We start from the raw sequence: 17,614 nt of genomic DNA, 5'->3' as shown, positions 1-17,614 counted from the left end.
GCCCATCGCGAAATCACGACGGGCGGATGCACGCCGAGCGCCCGAGGCGAGTGAAGCGCACCTCCCGCCGGAATGACGGCGGATGTCGGCACTGCGAGTGCGTCTTCTGAGGTCTGCCGTTCACCGTCGAGCCGTTCCGACGTATCGGAACGGCGGCCGGCCGACGGGGAAGACCCAGCCGACTCGGCACCGGCGGGCAGGTCGGCTGGGGCCGGACATGGCGGGGCGGCCGCCGGTCGGCGGCCGCCCCGGGGAACGTCAGGCGCTCGGGCAGGTGTTGCGGTACTCCTCGATCGCCAGGCCGCTCGGGCCCGGGCAGAGGAACTGCTCGTAGCGGGTGTCGTTGTCGACGAACCGCTTCAACCAGGCCACCATCTGCCGGGCGGTGGGGGTGTTCACCGTCTGCGGGAAGAAGTGGCTCGCCCCGTTGAGCTCCAGGTAGGCCTTCTCCGACGAGGCCGGGATGCTGCTGTAGAACGGTTCCGAGTGCGATGAGACCGGCGCGACGGTGTCGCTCTCGCCGCCGATGATCAGCGTCGGCACCCGGACGTCGGTCCAGCTCTTGTCCAGGTTCCACGGGGCGAGCGGCACGGTGGCCTGCAGCGACGGCCGGGAGACGGCGGCCTCCAGGCTGCCCCCGCCGCCCATCGAGTGGCCGGCGACGGCCAGCCGGGTGCCGTCGATCCGGCTCCGCACCGAACTGCGCTGCACCAGGTAGTCGAGCGCGGCGAGCAGTTGCCGGCCCCGGCTGTCCGGCTGGTCGAGGCGGCTGTTGGTCTCGATGCCGATCACCACGAAGCCGTGCGAGGCGATCCGCGGACCGAGCCAGCTGATGCTGGACCAGGCGGCGGTGTAGCCGGGCGAGATCGCGATGGCCCCGAAGGTGCCCTCGCTGGTGCTGGTCGGGTAGTAGATGACTCCCCCGCCGAAGCCGGTCACGCTGAGCGAGGAGACGCTCTGCGACGCGGTGGCGAAGGGACCGCGGCTGGCCTCCAGGAGGGCGACGGTCGGGACGGGACCGCGCTCGTACGGGTTGTCGGCGGCCTGCGCGGCCGGCGCCGCGACCAGGCCGCCCACGGCGGCCAGGACGGCCGCCACGGCCAGACCGGCGGCGCGGACGGCGGAACGGGGACGGGTGGTGGTTGGTGATGACACGTCGGGCACTCCCTGCAGTCGGGGCATATCGACGTGGATCAGTGTTCGGTGGAGCGGGCGGCCCCCGCATCGGTGAAATCACCAGTCCCGTGGGCGGCGGAGAAGCTCCGGCGGCGCAACCCGGGGGCAGCTCGCGCCCGTGCGGGCGGCAGGCCGGTGACCGGCCGGGGAGACGGCCGATCCCGCCGGCGAGCCGGCCGGCCTACGCGGCGAGCGGGGCGGCCCCGGGGGCGGCTCCCGGTCGGAGCCACCCCCGGCGCGCGGTGGATCAGTTGTCCTGCCAGTGCTGCTGGGAGTTCGCGCCGAGGTAGCCGGCGACGATCCAGGTGCCGATGGCCGCGAGCGGACGGGCGGGAAGGCGCTGTTGCCCGCCGGGGGCGCCGGACGGCGAGGCGGTCAGCGCTCCTCGGCGTAGTGGGAGTGGACCGCCGGTTGGCCGGTGTAGTTAGGGCCCGCGCGGTCGTCGGCGCCGAGGAAACGGTACGGGAGGCGGACCTCGCGGCGGCCGGTGCGGCTGATCCGGCGGCGGCGGGAGTCGTAGGCGAAGCCGGCGTCGCGCAGCAGCGCGGTGAGGCGTCGCCCGGCGGGGCGCCCGTCGGCGAGCCGGATGCTGGACAGGTCCAGGTCGGCCACGAACCGGCCCTCGGGCGTCAGCCAGTCGGCGGCGCGGGCCAGGACGGCGAGCTTGTCCCCGACGTAGTGCAGTCCGTGCAGGCAGGTGATCAGGTCGAACGGCTGGTCCGGCGCCCAGGTGGCAACGGAGGCGCAGACCAGCCGCAGGTTCGCCGACGGTGTCGGCGCCGGGTCGAAGGCGTCCACCAGGTCGACCCCGACGAGGGTGCTGCGCTCGGTCAACCCGACCCGGCGCAGCTGCCCGGCCGCCTGGGTCAGCGCCCGGCCCGTACCGCAGCAGAGGTCCAGCCAGCCGGCGCTGGCGGCGGCGCCGGCGAGCCGGTCGGTGAGCACGTCGACGGGGTTGAAGCCCAGCTCCCGGGCGTAGCTGTTGACCCCGGCGAGCTGCCGTTCGCGGTTCATCGCGTTGTTGGCCACCACCGCCGACCGTTCCAGCGCCGCGGTGTCCAGCAGCGCGACGCCCGGCCGACGACCGACCGTCACGCCGTCATCCTCGGCTGGTCGGGCCCCACCGACGACCGGCGGGGATCGGCGGGCGGCGGCGGGAGTTGGCGGTCGTGCAGGCGGCTCAGCAGGGCCAGCGAGGTGATCGCGCCGACCAGCGCCAGGAACATGTCCCACTGGGTGTCCCAGACGTCGCCCTGGGTGGCGAGGAAGTCGTCCGCCGCCGAGCCCGCGACCACCGCCGACCACCACTCGAACATCTCGAACAGGGCGCTGAAGGCCAGGCAGGCGCAGACCGCGAGCGGCGCGAGCCACCGGCTGCCCCGCAACGGCGAGCGGCGGACCAGGATCTCGCGGACCAGGATGGCCGGCACAAAGCCCTGCGCGAAGTGGCCGAGCCGGTCGTACGGGTTGCGGGACACGTCGAACAGGTCCCGCACCCAGTTGCCCACCGGGGTACGCGCGTAGGTGTGGTGACCACCGACGATGAGGACGATCGCGTGCGCCGCGAGCAGGCAGCACAGCAGTGTGGTCAGTGGGAAGCGGCGCCAGGTGAGCAGCAGCACCGGGATCCCGACGATCACCCACACCGTCTCCAGCAGCCAGGTCAGCCGGTCGTACGGCCGGATGCCGGAGACGACCAGCGCGACGAGGACGACGCCCAGCAGCGCCGGCGGGAGGAGGGCACGTGCTCGGGTCACCGGCGACCGCCTGTTCGTGGCTGGCCGGGCCGGCCGGTCGCCGCCCGGGACGCCGACGATAGCAGCGGCCCGGCCGATCCGATCGGCCCCGAACCGTTCCCCGGCCCCACCTCGAACGGCCGGCCCGGGGCGCCGGACTCCCGCCCGGCCGGGTGGGTGATGGCCAGTTCGGCGGCCACCACCCCCCGCGATCAGGACCAGGTACCGCTCGGGTTCACGACAGCGGCCTCACCGCCGGTCGTCGCCCGCCGGCTGGTGCCGGTGCGGCCGGTTGCGGACGACGGCGAGCGCCAGGACGGCGGCGGCGAGGAAGACGACGCCGTTGACCCGCAGCCCGGCCTGCACGCCGGCGTTCAGGGACTCGGCGAGCGCCTGCCGCACCGGCCCGGGCGGCGTCGCGGTGTCGCTGGTGCCGGCGCGCACGGCCGCCTGCACGGCCGTCCGCGTGGACTCGGGTACGCCGTGGGCGGCGAGCCGGCCCGGCAGGTCGGCGATCAGCGTGGTGCTGAGCAGGGTACCCAGCAGCGACGCGCCCATCACGGCGCCGAACTGGCGGGCGGTGTTGACCGCCGCGGCGGCCATGCTCGCCTGCGGGGGCGCGACGCTGGCCAGCGCCGCCGCGGTGGCCGGCGCGGCGACCAGGCCGCAGGCGGCGCCGAAGAGCGCGAGCAGCGGCCAGCTCTGGCTGAACGGGGTGTCCGGGGTGTGGGTGGACAGGCCCAGGCTGGCCAGGCCGCCGAGCAGCAGGCCGAGGGTGAGCGGCGCCTTGAAGCCGGTGCGGCGGATCGCCTGACCGGCGGCGAAGGCGGTGACCGCGTAGAGGCCGAACAGCACCAGCATCCGCCAGCCGGTGTCGAGCGGGCTGAGCGCCTGGGCGCGTTCGTGGAAGAGCACCAGCAGGATCGACACGCCGGTGAAGCCGAACAGCGACACGGCGGCGACGAGCATGACGGCGCTGAAGGACGGCGACCGGAACAGCCGGACGTCCAGCATCGGCGCGGCGGTACGCAGCTCGACCACGACGAAGGCGACGAGCGCGGCGCCGGCGGTGAGCCACGCGGCCGCCACCGTCGGGCTGGTGTAGCCGTTACGACCGCCCTCGATCAGCCCGTAGACGGCGGCGGTGACGGCGAGCGTGCCCAGCAGCAGGCCGGGCAGGTCGACGCGGCTGGTGGCCTGGCGCGACTCGGCCACCCAGCGGGTGGTGACGGCGAGGGTGAGCAGACCGAGCACCACGCTGGACAGGAAGACGCCGTGCCAGTGGACGTGCGCCAGCAGCGTCCCGGCGATGAGCGGGCCCACCGACAGGCCGACGCCGGACGCCGCCGCCCAGGCGGTGATGACCTCGGTACGGCGGTGCGGGTCGGTGAACGTCACGCCGAGGATCGCCAGGCTGTTCGACAGGATCAGCGCCCCGCCCGCACCGGCCACGAGCTGTCCCGCGACGACCCAGCCGGGAGCGGTGGCCAGAGCGACCACGGCAGCTCCGGCCATCATGGCGCCGAGGCCGGCGCTGAACATCCGCTTGCGGCCGTACCGGCTGCCGAGCGTGCCGGCGGAGAGCACCAGGGCGGCCAGCACGAGGGTGTAGGCGCTGGGGATCCAGACCACGCTGGTCGGGTCGACCCGCAGGTCCCGCTGGATCGTGGTCAGCGCGGAGACGGTCGCGGTGAGGTGCAGGAACGTGACCATCGCACCCAGGCACATGGCGACGAGGGTCGCCGCGTGCGAACCACGGACGGTCGTCCGCCCGGTGGGCGCGGCGGCGGGCGTGGCGGGCGCCCGCCGACCCGTCGTGGCGGTCTGCTCTTCGGGCACAGCTACTCCTCGCAGAGGTGGAAGGGGTCGGCCGGACGGAGCCCGCCGGCGCGGGGTGGAGGGCGGTGTCCGGCTACGGCAGCTGCGGGTAGAGGGCCGCCACCCCGCCCGAGAGCCGGGCGAGCACGCCCCGGCTGACGTCGTCGGCGACGATCTCGTAGGCGTCCGCGGCCAGGTGGTCGACGGCGTACGCCGCCACGTCGGCCGGGTCGGCCTTGGGGGCGGTGACCGCCCGGGCCATGTCGGTGTCCATGAACCCCACGTGCAGGCCCGCGACGCGGATCTTCGCCGGGGCGAGCGTGAGTCGCAGCGAGTTGGTCAGGCCCCACTCGGCGGCCTTCGCCGCGACGTAGGCGCCATCGGTGGGCAGCGCGAACCAGGACAGCACGGACAACACGTTGAGGACGGTGCCGCCGCCGTTGCGCTCGATGACGGGGGCGAAGGCCCGCACCACGGAGAGGGTGCCGAGGTAGTGCGTCTCCATCTCCAGCCGGATCTGGTCCAGGTCGCCGGTGAGCAGGTCGGCACCGGTCGACGAGCCGGCGTTGTTCACCAGCAGGGTGACGTCGCCGGCGGTCGCCGCGGCCGCCGCCACGGACGCGGGGTCGGTGATGTCCAGTGCCAGCGGCCGGGCGCCCGGGAGGTCGATCAGGGCCGGGTTGCGGGCCGCCGCGTACACGGTGGCGCCCCGGGCGAGCAGCTCGCCGGCCAGGGCGCGGCCGAAGCCCCGGTTGGCGCCGGTGACCAGTGCCGTAGTGGTCGAGATGTCCATGAGGATCCTGTCTGTGAGATTCGCTGCGAGCGTCTGGCTTCTCCGTGGAAAAGTCAGCTCGCCCAGTGAAGCACTCTGACTAGCGTCAACGCAAGTCAGCCCGTACGCTGGGGCCATGCAGGATCTGCGGGACGATCGGGAGGCGTGGTCGATGACGAACTGCTCGATCGCGCGGGCCATGGACATCGTGGGCAGCAGATCGGCGATGCTGATCATGCGGGACGCGTTCCTCGGCACGCGCCGTTTCGACGACTTCGTCCGCCGGGTGGGCATCGGCGAGCCGGCGATGGCCGCCCGCCTACGGGAACTGGTCGGCGCCGGCCTGCTGGAACGGACGCCCTACCGCGAGCAGGGGCAGCGCACCCGGTACGAGTACCAGCTCACCCGCAAGGGGCGCGAGCTGCTGCCGGTGATCACCGCGCTCCGTCAGTGGGGGGACACCTGGGCAGCCGACGAGGCCGGCCCGCCGGTGCTGGCCACCCACCGCGACTGCGGCTGCCGGGTCCGCACCGTGCTCCGCTGCGAGCAGGGCCACGAGGTGGACCACGGCGACATCGCCCTCCTCGCCGGGCCGGGCCTGATCCCCCGGGACTAGACCCGCTGCGGGCGCGCACAGTCGGTGGTGCGCACCCGGGTCAGCCCTGGTCGTCGGTGAGGCGACGCTCGATGGTCACCGTCGTGCCGGAGGCGGTCGACATCAGCCGCACGTCGCCGAAGGCGTTCATCAGGGTGGCGCCGCGGCCGCGGTCCATCGCCGACCGCCGGTCCCGCCAGGTGCCGAAGTCGCGGACGGTGAGCCGGGCCGTGCCGGCGCCGACCTGGAGCTGGACCCGCACCTCGGGTCGGGTCGGCTGCTGCGCGTGCTCGACGGCGTTGTTGAACGCCTCGGACGCGGCCAGCAGGAGGTCCTGCACGACGTCGGGGTGCACGTGCAGCGCCTCCAGCGAGGTCCGCACGTCCCGCCGCATCGCCGAGGCGGAGGTGGCCTCCGAGGGGTAGCTCCATCCGGTGTCCACGACGGACGCCGTCCCGTGGCCGTTCGGAACTTGCACGGTGGTCGGCGCTCCGGCGGGGGCAGCGGCCCGCCGGGGGCCCGCTACCGGCTGACCGGGGACGGCCGGGGCCACGTCGGACATGGCCCCGTCCATCGTCCTGGCCGCCGCGGCCGCAGGATCCGCGGCCGCCCCCGCCTCGGCGGTATCGGTCAACGACGGCGAGGAGCCCGTGGCCGCCCCGGCGGGGGTCGCCTCGGCGGTACCGGTCAACGACGGCGTGGAGTCCATGGCCGCCCCGGCGGAGGAGGCCTCGACCGGGCCGGTGGCCGGCGGAGCAGGGCTCGGGGCCGCACTGATGGGACGGGTCGACCGCGGCGGCTCCGGACGGCCGTCCTCGGCGTCCGGTGTCCGCAGGCGCCGTCGCGCACCCTCCAGGGTGGCCCGTACCCGGGCGACGAGGTCGGCCGCGGTGAAGGGCTTGACCACGTAGTCGTCGGCGCCGAGGTCGAGGCCCTCGACGGCGGCGTCCGCGCCGGCGCGGGCGGAGAGCACCACCACCGGCAGCGCCCGGGTGTCCGGCTGTCCCCGCAGGGTGCGCACCAGGGCGAAGCCGTCGACCTCGGGCATCATCACGTCGGTCAGCACCAGGTCCGGCGGGTCCCGGCGGATCGCGTCGAGGGCCTGCCGACCGTTGCCGACCGTGTCCACCCGCCAGCCCTGTGCGGTCAGCAACCGGGCCAGGTACGCGCGCATGTCGGCGTTGTCGTCGGCCACCAGGATCCGCACGCCCCGCCCGTCGTCGGGCAGCGTCCCGGGCGACCCCTCCTCGGCCGACTCGGGCCGGACGGGGTCGGCCAGCCAACCGCTCGCCTCCTGTGCCACGGCGCGGGCGGTGTCACCGAGGTCGCTCGCCGCCACGGTGTCGTCCGTGCCGCGGTGCAGCGCCGACCAGGGCAGCGCGACGGTGAAGGTGCTGCCGCGCCCGAGCCGGCTGTCCACCCGGACGTCGCCGCCCTCGAGCCGGGCCAGCTCGCCGACCAGGGCCAACCCGATGCCGGTGCCCTCGTGGCTGCGGGAGCGGGCCCCGTCCACCCGGTGGAAGCGCTCGAACAGCCGGGGCATCTCCTCCTCGGCGATGCCCATGCCGGTGTCGGCGACGGTCAGCCGCAGCTCCGTGGGGTGGGCGTGCAGCCCGACGCTGATCCGCCCCACGAACGTGTGCTTCAGCGCGTTGGACAGCAGGTTGGTGACGATGCGCTCCCAGTTGGCCGGGTCGAGCGCCACCGGCCGGGGCAGCGGCGGGCAGTCCACCTCCAGGCGCAGCCCGGCGCGCTCCACCGCCGAGCGGAAGACACCGGCCAGCTCGGCGGTCAGCTCCGGCAGGTCCACCTGTTGCGCCCGGCTGCGGGCGCGCCCGGCCTCCAGGCTGGAGAAGGTCAGCAGGCTGTTGACGAGGGTGAGCAGCCGGGTGGCGTTGCGCCGGGCGGTGTCCACCCGTTCCCGCTGTTCCGGTGGCAGCGGGTGCCGTTCGTCGGCGAGAGCGTCGGTCAGCGGGCCGAGCATCAGCGTCAGCGGCGTACGGAACTCGTGGCTGACGTTGGTGAAGAAGCTGGTCTTGACGCGGTCGAGCTCGGCCAGGGCCTCGGCCCGGCGACGTTCCTCCTCGTACGCCCGGGCGTTGCGCATTGCGACGGCCACCTGCTGCGCCAGCAGGTGGAAGAACGACCGGTACGCCTCGTCCAGGGCGCGGCTGGGGCTGACCCCGGCCACCAGCACCCCGAGGGGCTGATCGGCCTCCGCAGAGGGCAGTGGCAGCGCCACGGCGGTGGCCACCGGCTCGTCGAACGCCCCGGCCGGCAGCGTCATCCACTGGGCGACCCCGTGGACCTCGGTGGTCGCTCCCCCGCCGGCGGCCCACAGCCCCCAGGCCGGGTCGCCGTCGACCACGACGTCGGGCAGCACCGCCGCCACCGGACCGTCACCGGTGCAGGCCACCCGGTGCAGCGCCGAGCCCTCCCGCAGGTAGATCGCGGCGAACGGTACGTCCAGCCGGTGCCCGCCGATCGCCTCGACCAGCCGGGCGCAGGTGCTGGTGACGTCCACCGTGCGACCGTCGCCGCGCACCGAGAGGTCCCGCAGCAGTCCCAACCGCCGTTCCCCGACCACCTGCTCGGTGACCTCGCTGCACACCGTGAAAACGCCGACGGTACGGCCGTCGTCGTCACGGGCCGGGGCGTGGGAGACGCTGAAGTAGGCCTCCTCCCGGTAGCCGGACCGGTCGAGGAGCAGCTGGAGGGCGGGCACCCAACTGGCCACGCCCGTCGCCATCGCGTCGTGGATCAGCGGCGCGAGCACGTCCCAGCCCTCGGCCAGGGTGGTCCGGACGTCGTCTCCGAGCGCACCCGGATGCTTGTCGCCGATCAGGGCCGAGTAGGCGTCGTTGTACAGCTGGGTGAACTGTTCGCCCCAGAGCAGCAGCATCGGGTACCGGGAGGACAGGACGATCCGCACGGCGGCGCGCAGGCTCTGCGGCCAGGACTGGACGGGGCCGAGCGGGGTGGCCGCCCAGTCGAGCCGGGCCATCAACCGCCCGGTGGCGCTGCCGCTGCCGAACAGCTCCTCGGTGGGGCTGGTCACGTTCGAATACACCTCATCGCCGTGCCCGTACCCCGTCGCCGGGCCCGCCGAACCTCGGTGCCCGGGACGGGGATCGCGCGCCCGGTCGCAGCGCGGCGCCCTCGGTCGGACGGCGCGCCGCCCGGCCGTTCGCCGCCGACCGCCAGCCGCCCCGCTCCGGCACTCACGCCCCCTCGATCGCCCGATCCTGATGCCACCGCGCGAGCAGGGGAAACGACCCCCCGAGCCGGAGCAAGGCCCCAGGTTACCGCCGCCCCGGGTCCCCGGCGAGCGGGCGACCGGGTGTCGCGACGGCGGCTTGGGGACGCGGGCGCGGTCCGGGTGACCGAGTGACGAAAGCCACGTCCTCGGGGTGACCGATCGGCGGCACCTGTCGTACCCGGCTGCGAGGCTCCCGCCGTGGAGATGACACTGCAGGTGACGATCGACTGCGCCGACCCCCGCCGGATGGTGGCGTTCTGGGCCGAGGCGCTGGGCTACGTGCCGGAGCCACCGCCGGGCGGCCACCGCACCTGGCGGGACTACTGGGCGGCGACGGGCGTGCCGGCGGAGGAGCTGCCCGAGGGGGCCGGTGACACCCCGGAGTCGGTCGTCGACCCGACCGGCCGGGGGCCACGCATCTGGTTCCAGCAGGTGCCCGAGCCCAAGGTGACCAAGAACCGGGTCCACCTCGATCTCAAGGTCGGCGGCGGCCGCACGGTCGACCTGAAGCTGCGCACCGAGCGGGTCGACGCGGTGGTCGACCGGGTCGTCCGGGCGGGGGCCACGATCCTGCGGACGATGGACGAGCCGGCGATGGACTACTACGCCGTGGTCCTGGGCGATCCCGAGGGCAACGAGTTCTGCGTCGTCTGACGGGTGTCGCGGCGGGAGGGCCGCCGGCCCGCCACCGTCGCGGCCCGTCCGCGTGCCGGAACGGGCGCCGCGGGTCAGGGCCGGCCGGGTCAGTCCCGGCGGTCCTCGTCGCCCGGCCCGACCACCTGGCGCTGCTCCAGGGCGTCCGCGGCGGTGGCGTCCTCGGGCAGGGAGGTCGACGGCAGCGCGTGCTCCCCCGGCACCGAGGCGCCCTGCTCGGCCAGGTCGGCCTCGGTGGCGTCCAGCGGTTGCGGTTCCGGCGGCTCGTCGGGCTGCCCCTCGTCGAGCAGCGGCTGGCGCTGCTCGACCGCGTCGGCCTCCGGCGGCACGTCGAACGGTCCATCGGTCATGCCGACGCTCCTCTCCCCCGCCGGTCCCTCGCGGGGCCGGCCTCGTGACGGCGGATCAGTCCGGCAACAGCCGCCGGAGGACGCCCTTTCCGGTGGCGCCCAGCCGGTACGACTGCACGAGGTACGAGCCGCAGACGATGTTCGCGCCGGCCAGCGCCGGCACGACGAACTGCGCCAGGCGCTGGCGCCGCTGCCACGTCGCGATCTCCGCCGGCGTCCCCGCGGCCGGCACCGTGGCGTCGTGCACCTCGAGGCGGTCGCCCCGCTGGTGCGCCGCCTCGGCCAGCTGACCGATCCGGTTGCCGCAGTAGGCCGAGTAGGCGGTGGCCAGGGCACCGGCGACCGTGATCCCCGCCTTCAACGCGCCCACCGTGCCGAATCCCTTCTGCAACGCGATGCGCCGTCCGCCGACCTGGGTCAGCCGCAACCCGGCGAGCAGGGTCGCGCCGATGCCGAGCCACTGCACCGGGCTGAACCGGTTCCAGGCGGACTCTGCGACCCGGATCCGGTCGATGCCCTGCTGCAGATCGCTCCCGGACTTGTTGACCCCGGCGACGCCCATGACGGTGCCGCCGAACCACAGCGCGGAGCCGACGTCGTGGACGGCCTGGGCGACGGCATGGTTGTCGGTCGCGGTCATCGTCATCCCGCACTCCTCCGCTCAACGGGCACGTTGCCCTTCGTCCCGATTGAAGCACTTTCGCCGGGGTCGCCATGCCGTGTTCCCCGACCACCGACCTCCGGGACAGCTCGCCCACGCGGGGCTGCCGGCGAGCGGTCAGCGCCCGGTCAGGCGGCGGGCCAGCGTTCGGCGCAGTTCGTCGATGCCGGCGCCGGTCAGCGCGGACGCCGGCACCGCGTCCGGGTACGCGCGGCACAGCGCGTCGACCCACTCCGGCGGCGCGATGTCGATCTTGTTGAGCACCAGCAGTTCCGGCACCTGGCCCGCGCCGATCTCGTGCAGCACGCCGTGCACGGTGGTGATCTGGCCGAACGCGTCGGGCGCGGACGCGTCCACCACGTGCATCGCCAGGTCGCTGCGGGTGACCTCGTCCAGAGTCGAGCGGAACGCGTCGACCAGTTGGTGCGGCAGGTGCCGGACGAACCCCACGGTGTCGGTGACGGTGTAGGTCAGCTCGCCGGTGCTGATCCGCCGTACCGTCGGGTCGAGGGTGGCGAAGAGGACGTCCTGCACCTGGGCGTCCGCACCGGTCATGCGGTTGAGCAGGGCGGACTTCCCGGCGTTGGTGTACCCGGTGATCGACACCGAGGGGATCTGGTTGCGCGCCCGCCGGCCCCGGGTGCGTTCCCGCCGCCGGGCCAGCTCGCCGGCGTTGCGCCGCAGCCGGGTGGCCCGCTGGCGCAGCGTCCGACGCTGGGTCTCCAGCCGCATCTCACCCGGTCCACGCACACCGATGCCGGCGCCGCCGGCGACCCGGCCGCCACCGACGCGGGACATCGACCGGCCGTCGCCGCGCAGCCGGGGCAACTGGTATGCGATCTGCGCCAGCTCCACCTGCACCCGGCCCTCGCTGGTGCGGGCGTGCTCGGCGAAGATGTCCAGGATCAGCGCGGTACGGTCCACCACCCGTACCCCGACCCGTTCCTCCAGGTTCCGCACCTGGCCGGGGCTCAGCTCACCGTCGGCGATGACCAGCTCGGCACCGGCGCGTTCGGTGGCGGCGGCCAGCTCGTCGACCTTGCCGGAGCCCAGGAAGGTGGCCGGATCCGGCTTCGGCCGGTGCTGCACCACCGCGTCGGCGACGTTGAGGCCGTCGGTGTCGGCGAGCCGTCGCAGCTCCGCCAGGGACACCTCACTGCCGGGGCCGTTGCCGCCGGCGCCGTCGTCCTCGCGCACCGCGACCAGCACCGCCGTCGGCCGTTGCCGGGCGGTCTCGGCTCCCGCACCGAGCAACCACGTACCCGCCATCGTCCACCTCACCTCGCCTCGCCTCGCGCCGGACTGCGGCCTACCCTGGCCGCCGCCGACCATGCCGCCGACGCCGCGCCCACCCCGGCCGTCAGGTCGCACCGAGGTCCGAATCCACCCAGGCCAGGACATCCGGCCGCACCCGCAGGTCAGCGAGCGGCCCAGGGAGCGGCCCGGGACGGAGCCGACCCGGGAAGAAGCCGCCCGGCACCCGGAGCGGCCGCGACCGGAGCGGTCCGGGAAGCTGGCGGGCTCCGGGCGGCGCCACGCGCCCGGAGCCCGCGCCGGTCATCGGGTCAGCAGCGCCCGGAGGGCCTTGACGACCTCGGCGGGCGCCTCCTCGGCCATGAAGTGCCCGCAGGAGACGGTGCGGTGGTGCAGGTCCGGCGCCCAGGCGCGCCACCGGCCGGCGGCGTCGAAGCCCAGCGCGGCGCCCCAGTCCTGCTGCAGGACGGTCACCGGCATGCGCAACTGCCGGCCGGCGGCGCGGTCGGCGGTGTCGTGCTCCACGTCGATGCCGGCGGACGCGCGGTAGTCGGCCACGATGGACGGGACGGCATCCCGGGACGCCGTCAGGTAGGCCGCCCGAACCTCGGCGGGGATGGCGTCGGGGTCCCGGGTCCAGATGTCGAGGAAGTGGCCGAAGAAGGCGTCCGGGCTGGCGGCGATGAGCTGCTCGGGCAGGCCGGGCGGCTGGGCCATCAGGTACAGGTGGAAGCCGACGGCGGCGGAGGTGCCGCGCAGGACGTCCCACATGTCCAGGGTCGGCAGGACGTCGAGCGCGGCCAGATGGGTGACCGCCTCGGGGTGGTCGAGGCCGGCCCGCACGGCGACCAGGGCACCGCGGTCGTGGCCGGCCAGGGCGAAGCGGTCGTGGCCCAGGGCGCGGGCGAGCGCGACGATGTCGTCGGCCATGGTGCGCTTGGCGTACACGTCCGGGCCGGTCGCCGCGGGCTTGTCGCTGGCGCCGTAGCCGCGCAGGTCGGGGCAGATGACGGTGTGGTCGGCGGCGAGGTCGGCGGCGACGTGCCGCCACATGAGGTGGGTCTGCGGGAAGCCGTGCACCAGCACGATCGGGCTGCCCGAGCCGCCGACCGCGGCGTGCAGGGCCACACCGTCGGCGACGGTGACGCGCTGATGATCGAATCCGTTGATCCTGGGGTTCACCGGGAACTCTCCTGCTCGTTCGGGTGTCCGTCGACCGGCCGGGGGCGGCGCCCCGTGACCGGTCCTCGGGATCGAGCCTGACCGGCGGCGATGAGCAGCGGATCAGCAGCGGATGAGTGCCCGGCCGCCGACCGGGGCCCGGCTCGGCGGTGCCTAGAGTGGGTGCCATGAGCTGGCGGGCGGGGGCACCGGCGGTGACGTTCGGCGTGCTGGGGCCCGTGCAGGCGATCGGCGCGGCCGGGCCCGTACCGCTGCGGGGTCCGCGCCATCGGGCCGTGCTGGCCCGCCTGCTGGTCGCGCGGGGCCAGGTGGTGTCGGTGGACCGGCTCGTCGGTGACCTCTGGGAGACGCCACCGGAGCAGGCGGTGGCGGCGGTCCGTACCTTCGTCGCCGATCTGCGCCGGGCCCTGGAGCCGGAACGGGCACCCCGCCAGCCGGCCCGGCTGCTGGTCACCGCGCCCCCCGGTTACGCGTTGCGCGCCGCCCCCGAGGCGGTGGACGCGTGGCGGTTCGAGGCGGCGGTCGCCGAGGCGGGCCGGCTGATCGGGGACGGCGACGCCGGCTCGGCGCTGGCCCGGCTGACCGACGCGCTCGCCTGCTGGCGCGGCCCGGCGTACGTGGAGTTCGCCGACCAGGGCTGGGCGCGCGCCGAGGTCACCCGGCTCGACGAGCTGCGGATGCTGGCGGTGGAACGCCGGGGTGAGGCGCTGCTGGCGCTGGGGCGGGCCGCCGAGGCCGCCGTCGAGCTGGAACAGCACGCCGCCGCGCAGCCGCTGCGCGAGGACGCCTGGCGGTTGTGGGCCACCGCCCTGTACCGGTCCGGTCGGCAGGGCGAGGCGCTGGCCGCGCTGCGCCGGGCCCGCGAGACCCTGGTGGCCGAGCTCGGCCTGGACCCCGGCCCCGGGCTGCGTCGCCTGGAGGCCGACATCCTCGCCCAGGCGCCGCACCTCGACCCGGCGCCGGCGGTGAGCAGGGCCGACGACGTCCCGGCGGCGGCGCCCGGCGGCGGCGGGGTGACGGCGGAGGCGCCGCGTACGTTCGTGGGCCGGCAGGAGGAGCAGGAGCTGCTGGGGGCCGCGGCCGCAACGGTGGCCCGGCACCGCCGGCCGGCCCTCGCCCTGGTCTCGGGCGGGGCGGGGGCGGGCAAGACGGCACTGGCCGAGGCGCTCACCCGGCGGCTGGCCGGCGACGGCTGGGCCACCGCCTGGGGACGCAGCCCGGAGTACGAGGGCGCGCCGGTGGCCTGGCCGTGGACCCAGATCACCCGGGCGCTGGCCGTCGCGGACCCGTCATCGGGCGGCCCGACGGAGGAGCCGGCGGTGGCCCGGTTCCGCCGGCACCGGGCCGCCGTCGACCTGCTCACCGCGTCGGCCGGCCGAGGACCGGTGCTGGTGGTCCTCGACGACCTGCACCGGGCCGACGAGGACACCCTCGACCTGCTGGCCGCGCTGTTCGCGGAACCGGAGCCGGTCACCGGTCCCGTCCTCGTCGTGGGTGCCTTCCGGTCCACCGGGATCGGCCCCGAGCTGACGGCCGCCCTGGCCCGCCTCGCCCGCAGCGAACCGGTCCGGGTCTACCTCGACGGTCTGGACGCACCGGCCACCGGCGAACTCGCCCGGGCGGTCGCCGGCCGGGACCTCGACCCGCCGACCGCCGACCTGATCCACCGCCGCAGCGGCGGCAACCCGTTCTACGTCCGGGAGCTGGCCCGGCTGCTCGCCGCGGAGGGCCCGGCGGCGCTGGAGACCGTCCCGCCCGGGGTCCGCGACGTCATCCGCCACCGCCTGGCACAGCTGCCCGGCCCCGCCCGCACGGTGGTGCAGCAGGCGGCCGTGCTCGGGCGCGACGTCGACCCGGACCTCCTGGCCGCGATGACCGGCGACGAGGCGGCCGTCCTGGACGCGCTGGACGACGCGGTGCGCGCCGGCGTCCTGACCGAGCAGGGCCCGACGGCGCGGTTGCGGTTCGCGCACATCCTGGTCCGGGACACGGTGTACGGCGACCTGTCGGCACCGCGCCGCAGCCGCTGGCACACCGCCGCCGGTGCCGCCCTCGAACGGCTGCACCCCGACGACGTCACCGCCCTCGCCCACCACTTCTCCCGAGCCGGGACGCGGACCGCCGCGCCGCGCGCCGCCCGGTACGCCACCGCCGCCGCCGAGCAGGCCGAACACCGCTCCCTGCCGCACCGGGCCGCCCGGCTGTGGCAGCAGGCGCTCGACGCCCACGAGCTCGCCGACGACGATCCGCACGGCCGGCTGCGGGCGCTGATGGGGCTGGGCCGCGCGCTCGCCGTCACCGGACACCTGGACCAGGCGCGCCGGCACCGGGGCGCGGCGCTCACCGCGGCCGAGCGGCTGGACGACCCCCGGGCGACCGCGGACGTCCTCGCGGCCTTCGAGGTGCCCGCGATCTGGACGCGCAACGACGACGACCGCCTCGCCCACCGCATCGTCGAGGCCGCCGGGCGCACCCTGGCCGCCCTGGGCGGGGACCGGCCGGCGGATCGCAGCCGCCTGTTGAGCACACTGGCGCTGGAGCTGCGCGGCGACACCACGGACCGGGGACACCGGGCCGCCGTGGAGGCGGAGGCGATCGCCCGGCGCCTGGCCGATCCGGCGCTGCTGGCGTTCGCCCTCAACGCCCGCTTCATGCACGCCTTCGCCCGCGCCGGCCTGGCCCCGCAGCGGGCGCGCATCGGCGCGGAACTGGTCGAGCTGGCCCGCGAGCACGAGCTGGTGACCTTCGAGGTGCTCGGGCACCTGGTCCTGCTCCAGGCCCGCTGCGCGCTCGCCGATTTCGACGCCGCCGACGCCCACGCCGCGGCCGCCGACCGCCTCGCCGAGCGGTACGAGCTGCCGCTGGTGGGCGTCTTCACCCGCTGGTACGCGGCGCTGCGCCTGGCCGTCGGCGGGCAGGTCGCCGCGGCCGAGGCCGCGTACCGGGCGGCCCACGCCCCACTTCCCGCTGCCGGGATGCCCGGCATGGAGAACGGGCTGCTCCCGCTCGCGCTGCTGTCGTTGCGCCTGCCGGAACCGGCCCCCGGCGACCGGCCGGCCGACATGCACGGGCCCGCCGACGAGGGGCAGCGCGCGGCCTGGGGACCGCACGAGCCCTGGGTCCGGCCGCTGGTCCTGCTCGCCGCCGGCCGCCGGGACGAGGCCGGCGCGGCGCTGGATGCCCTCCCGGAGTCGCCGCACGACCTGCTCCGCGAGGCGCGGCTGTGCCTCGCCGCCCGCGCCGCGCTCGCCCTCGGCGACCGCACCACCATGCGGTACGCGTACGCGGAGCTGCTGCCCGCCGCCGACGAGCTGGCCGGCGCGGGCAGCGGGGTCCTCACCCTCGGGCCGGTGGCCGGGCATCTCGCCGACCTCGCCACCGCGCTGGGCCGTCCCGACGAGGCCGCCGCCCATCGCCGCAAGGCCGCGGAGGTGGCCGCCCGAGCCCAACCACGAGCGATGACCGTCGATGGGGCGACCATCGACAGATATTGACGTTCTTGATACCGTGGCTGGCAATTATCTTCCCAGCGACGGGAGGTGGGCATGTCCCGACGAATCCTGCACGGAGTCGCCGTCCTGACCATCGGCACCGCGGTGGCCACGCTCGGCGCCGTGCCGGCGCAGGCCGATCCGGTGGTGCCCCGGCACGCCGTGGTCATCTGCCAGAGCGCCAGCTTCTACGACAACTACGACTCGGTCAGCGGCCCCTACGGCCTGAAGCGGGTCCTGCCCTACGGCAACAAGATCGGCCACACGCCCGGGGCGCACCCGGTCTACAACGGCTGGGCCGCGACCTTCGACTTCGGCCCCAACGACTGGGGCTACCTGCGTATCGAGTGCATCGGGGGGTACGACTCATGGTGAGCCGATCCGTCGCCCGCGCGGTGGCGACCGTGCTGGCGGGAACCGTCGCCCTCGTCGCCGCACCGGCCGCGGCGCACGCCGACACCGGCACGATCGGGCAGCGCGAGACGGTCTGCGCCGCCGACCTGTTCGTCCGCACCCAGCCCAACGGCGCCTGGATGGGCACCCTCTACCAGGGCCAGACCTTCCTCGTCGAGGGCCCGCGCAGCGGCGGCTACGTCTACGGCTTCGCCTACGGGCACATCAACCGCCGCGGCTGGGTCCAGGACGGCTGGTTCTGCTGATCCGGCG

The 17,614-nt window shown here is 75.3% G+C and carries 15 protein-coding genes; 5 read left to right on the top strand and 10 right to left on the bottom strand.

Annotated elements, in window-relative coordinates:
- Window positions 1-258 precede the first annotated feature (258 nt).
- The 5 genes from FHX75_RS04505 to FHX75_RS04485 form a co-directional block, all read right to left on the bottom strand.
- Window positions 259-1,182 carry an alpha/beta hydrolase family protein gene (locus FHX75_RS04505; protein ID WP_154936793.1) on the bottom strand — a complete coding sequence of 308 codons (924 nt, stop codon included), beginning with the start codon at window positions 1,180-1,182 and terminating at the stop codon, window positions 259-261.
- Window positions 1,183-1,551: 369 nt separating this feature from the next.
- On the bottom strand, window positions 1,552-2,271 hold the full coding sequence (locus tag FHX75_RS04500; protein WP_246157637.1) for a class I SAM-dependent methyltransferase: 720 nt from the start codon (window positions 2,269-2,271) through the stop codon (window positions 1,552-1,554).
- Window positions 2,268-2,933, bottom strand: coding sequence for a DUF2238 domain-containing protein (locus FHX75_RS04495; protein WP_154936792.1), 666 nt, complete (start codon window positions 2,931-2,933; stop codon window positions 2,268-2,270). The genes FHX75_RS04500 and FHX75_RS04495 overlap by 4 nt, the downstream gene beginning before the upstream one ends.
- A 228-nt stretch (window positions 2,934-3,161) precedes the next feature.
- The gene (locus tag FHX75_RS04490) at window positions 3,162-4,751 is read right to left on the bottom strand and encodes an MFS transporter (protein WP_246157635.1); all 1,590 of its coding nucleotides are present in this window, start codon (window positions 4,749-4,751) and stop codon (window positions 3,162-3,164) included.
- Between the two features lie 73 nt (window positions 4,752-4,824).
- Complete coding sequence (locus tag FHX75_RS04485) at window positions 4,825-5,523, bottom strand: SDR family oxidoreductase (RefSeq protein WP_154936791.1); 699 nt, start codon at window positions 5,521-5,523, stop codon at window positions 4,825-4,827.
- Window positions 5,524-5,638: 115 nt separating this feature from the next.
- Between FHX75_RS04485 and FHX75_RS04480 the strand changes: the two genes are divergently transcribed.
- Window positions 5,639-6,118 carry a winged helix-turn-helix transcriptional regulator gene (locus FHX75_RS04480; RefSeq protein WP_154936790.1) on the top strand — a complete coding sequence of 160 codons (480 nt, stop codon included), beginning with the start codon at window positions 5,639-5,641 and terminating at the stop codon, window positions 6,116-6,118.
- A gap of 40 nt (window positions 6,119-6,158) precedes the next feature.
- Here FHX75_RS04480 and FHX75_RS04475 read toward each other — a convergent pair whose 3' ends face one another.
- Window positions 6,159-9,155 (bottom strand): ATP-binding protein, encoded by a 2,997-nt coding sequence (locus FHX75_RS04475; RefSeq protein WP_246157633.1) that lies wholly within the window; start codon window positions 9,153-9,155, stop codon window positions 6,159-6,161.
- Window positions 9,156-9,560: 405 nt separating this feature from the next.
- On the opposite strand from FHX75_RS04475, the gene FHX75_RS04470 reads away from it, so the two are divergent.
- Window positions 9,561-10,010 (top strand): VOC family protein, encoded by a 450-nt coding sequence (locus FHX75_RS04470; RefSeq protein WP_211364408.1) that lies wholly within the window; start codon window positions 9,561-9,563, stop codon window positions 10,008-10,010.
- An 89-nt stretch (window positions 10,011-10,099) separates the two neighbouring features.
- Here FHX75_RS04470 and FHX75_RS04465 read toward each other — a convergent pair whose 3' ends face one another.
- The 4 genes from FHX75_RS04465 to FHX75_RS04450 form a co-directional block, all read right to left on the bottom strand.
- Window positions 10,100-10,360 carry a hypothetical protein gene (locus FHX75_RS04465; protein WP_154936788.1) on the bottom strand — a complete coding sequence of 87 codons (261 nt, stop codon included), beginning with the start codon at window positions 10,358-10,360 and terminating at the stop codon, window positions 10,100-10,102.
- 55 nt (window positions 10,361-10,415) lie between these two features.
- Window positions 10,416-11,006 (bottom strand): hypothetical protein, encoded by a 591-nt coding sequence (locus FHX75_RS04460; protein ID WP_211364324.1) that lies wholly within the window; start codon window positions 11,004-11,006, stop codon window positions 10,416-10,418.
- Window positions 11,007-11,138: 132 nt separating this feature from the next.
- Window positions 11,139-12,290 carry a GTPase HflX gene (hflX, locus tag FHX75_RS04455; protein ID WP_154936787.1) on the bottom strand — a complete coding sequence of 384 codons (1,152 nt, stop codon included), beginning with the start codon at window positions 12,288-12,290 and terminating at the stop codon, window positions 11,139-11,141.
- A gap of 288 nt (window positions 12,291-12,578) precedes the next feature.
- The gene (locus FHX75_RS04450; protein WP_154936786.1) at window positions 12,579-13,457 is read right to left on the bottom strand and encodes an alpha/beta fold hydrolase; all 879 of its coding nucleotides are present in this window, start codon (window positions 13,455-13,457) and stop codon (window positions 12,579-12,581) included.
- A gap of 167 nt (window positions 13,458-13,624) precedes the next feature.
- On the opposite strand from FHX75_RS04450, the gene FHX75_RS04445 reads away from it, so the two are divergent.
- Genes FHX75_RS04445 through FHX75_RS04435 form a run of 3 tightly spaced genes read left to right on the top strand, consistent with a single transcriptional unit; the run spans window position 13,625 to window position 17,607 of the window.
- Complete coding sequence (locus FHX75_RS04445; RefSeq protein WP_154936785.1) at window positions 13,625-16,951, top strand: ATP-binding protein; 3,327 nt, start codon at window positions 13,625-13,627, stop codon at window positions 16,949-16,951.
- Between the two features lie 51 nt (window positions 16,952-17,002).
- Window positions 17,003-17,323: a hypothetical protein gene (locus tag FHX75_RS04440; RefSeq protein WP_154936784.1), complete on the top strand. Its 321-nt coding sequence runs from the start codon at window positions 17,003-17,005 to the stop codon at window positions 17,321-17,323.
- Complete coding sequence (locus FHX75_RS04435; protein ID WP_154936783.1) at window positions 17,317-17,607, top strand: hypothetical protein; 291 nt, start codon at window positions 17,317-17,319, stop codon at window positions 17,605-17,607. Before FHX75_RS04440 ends, FHX75_RS04435 begins: the two co-directional genes overlap by 7 nt.
- Window positions 17,608-17,614 lie beyond the last annotated feature (7 nt).

Source organism: Micromonospora palomenae (assembly GCF_007829925.1).
GTDB classification, from domain to species: domain Bacteria; phylum Actinomycetota; class Actinomycetes; order Mycobacteriales; family Micromonosporaceae; genus Micromonospora; species Micromonospora purpureochromogenes.
Note: the sequence above shows the minus strand (reverse complement) of the source record. Positions and strands in the feature narration are given on the sequence as shown.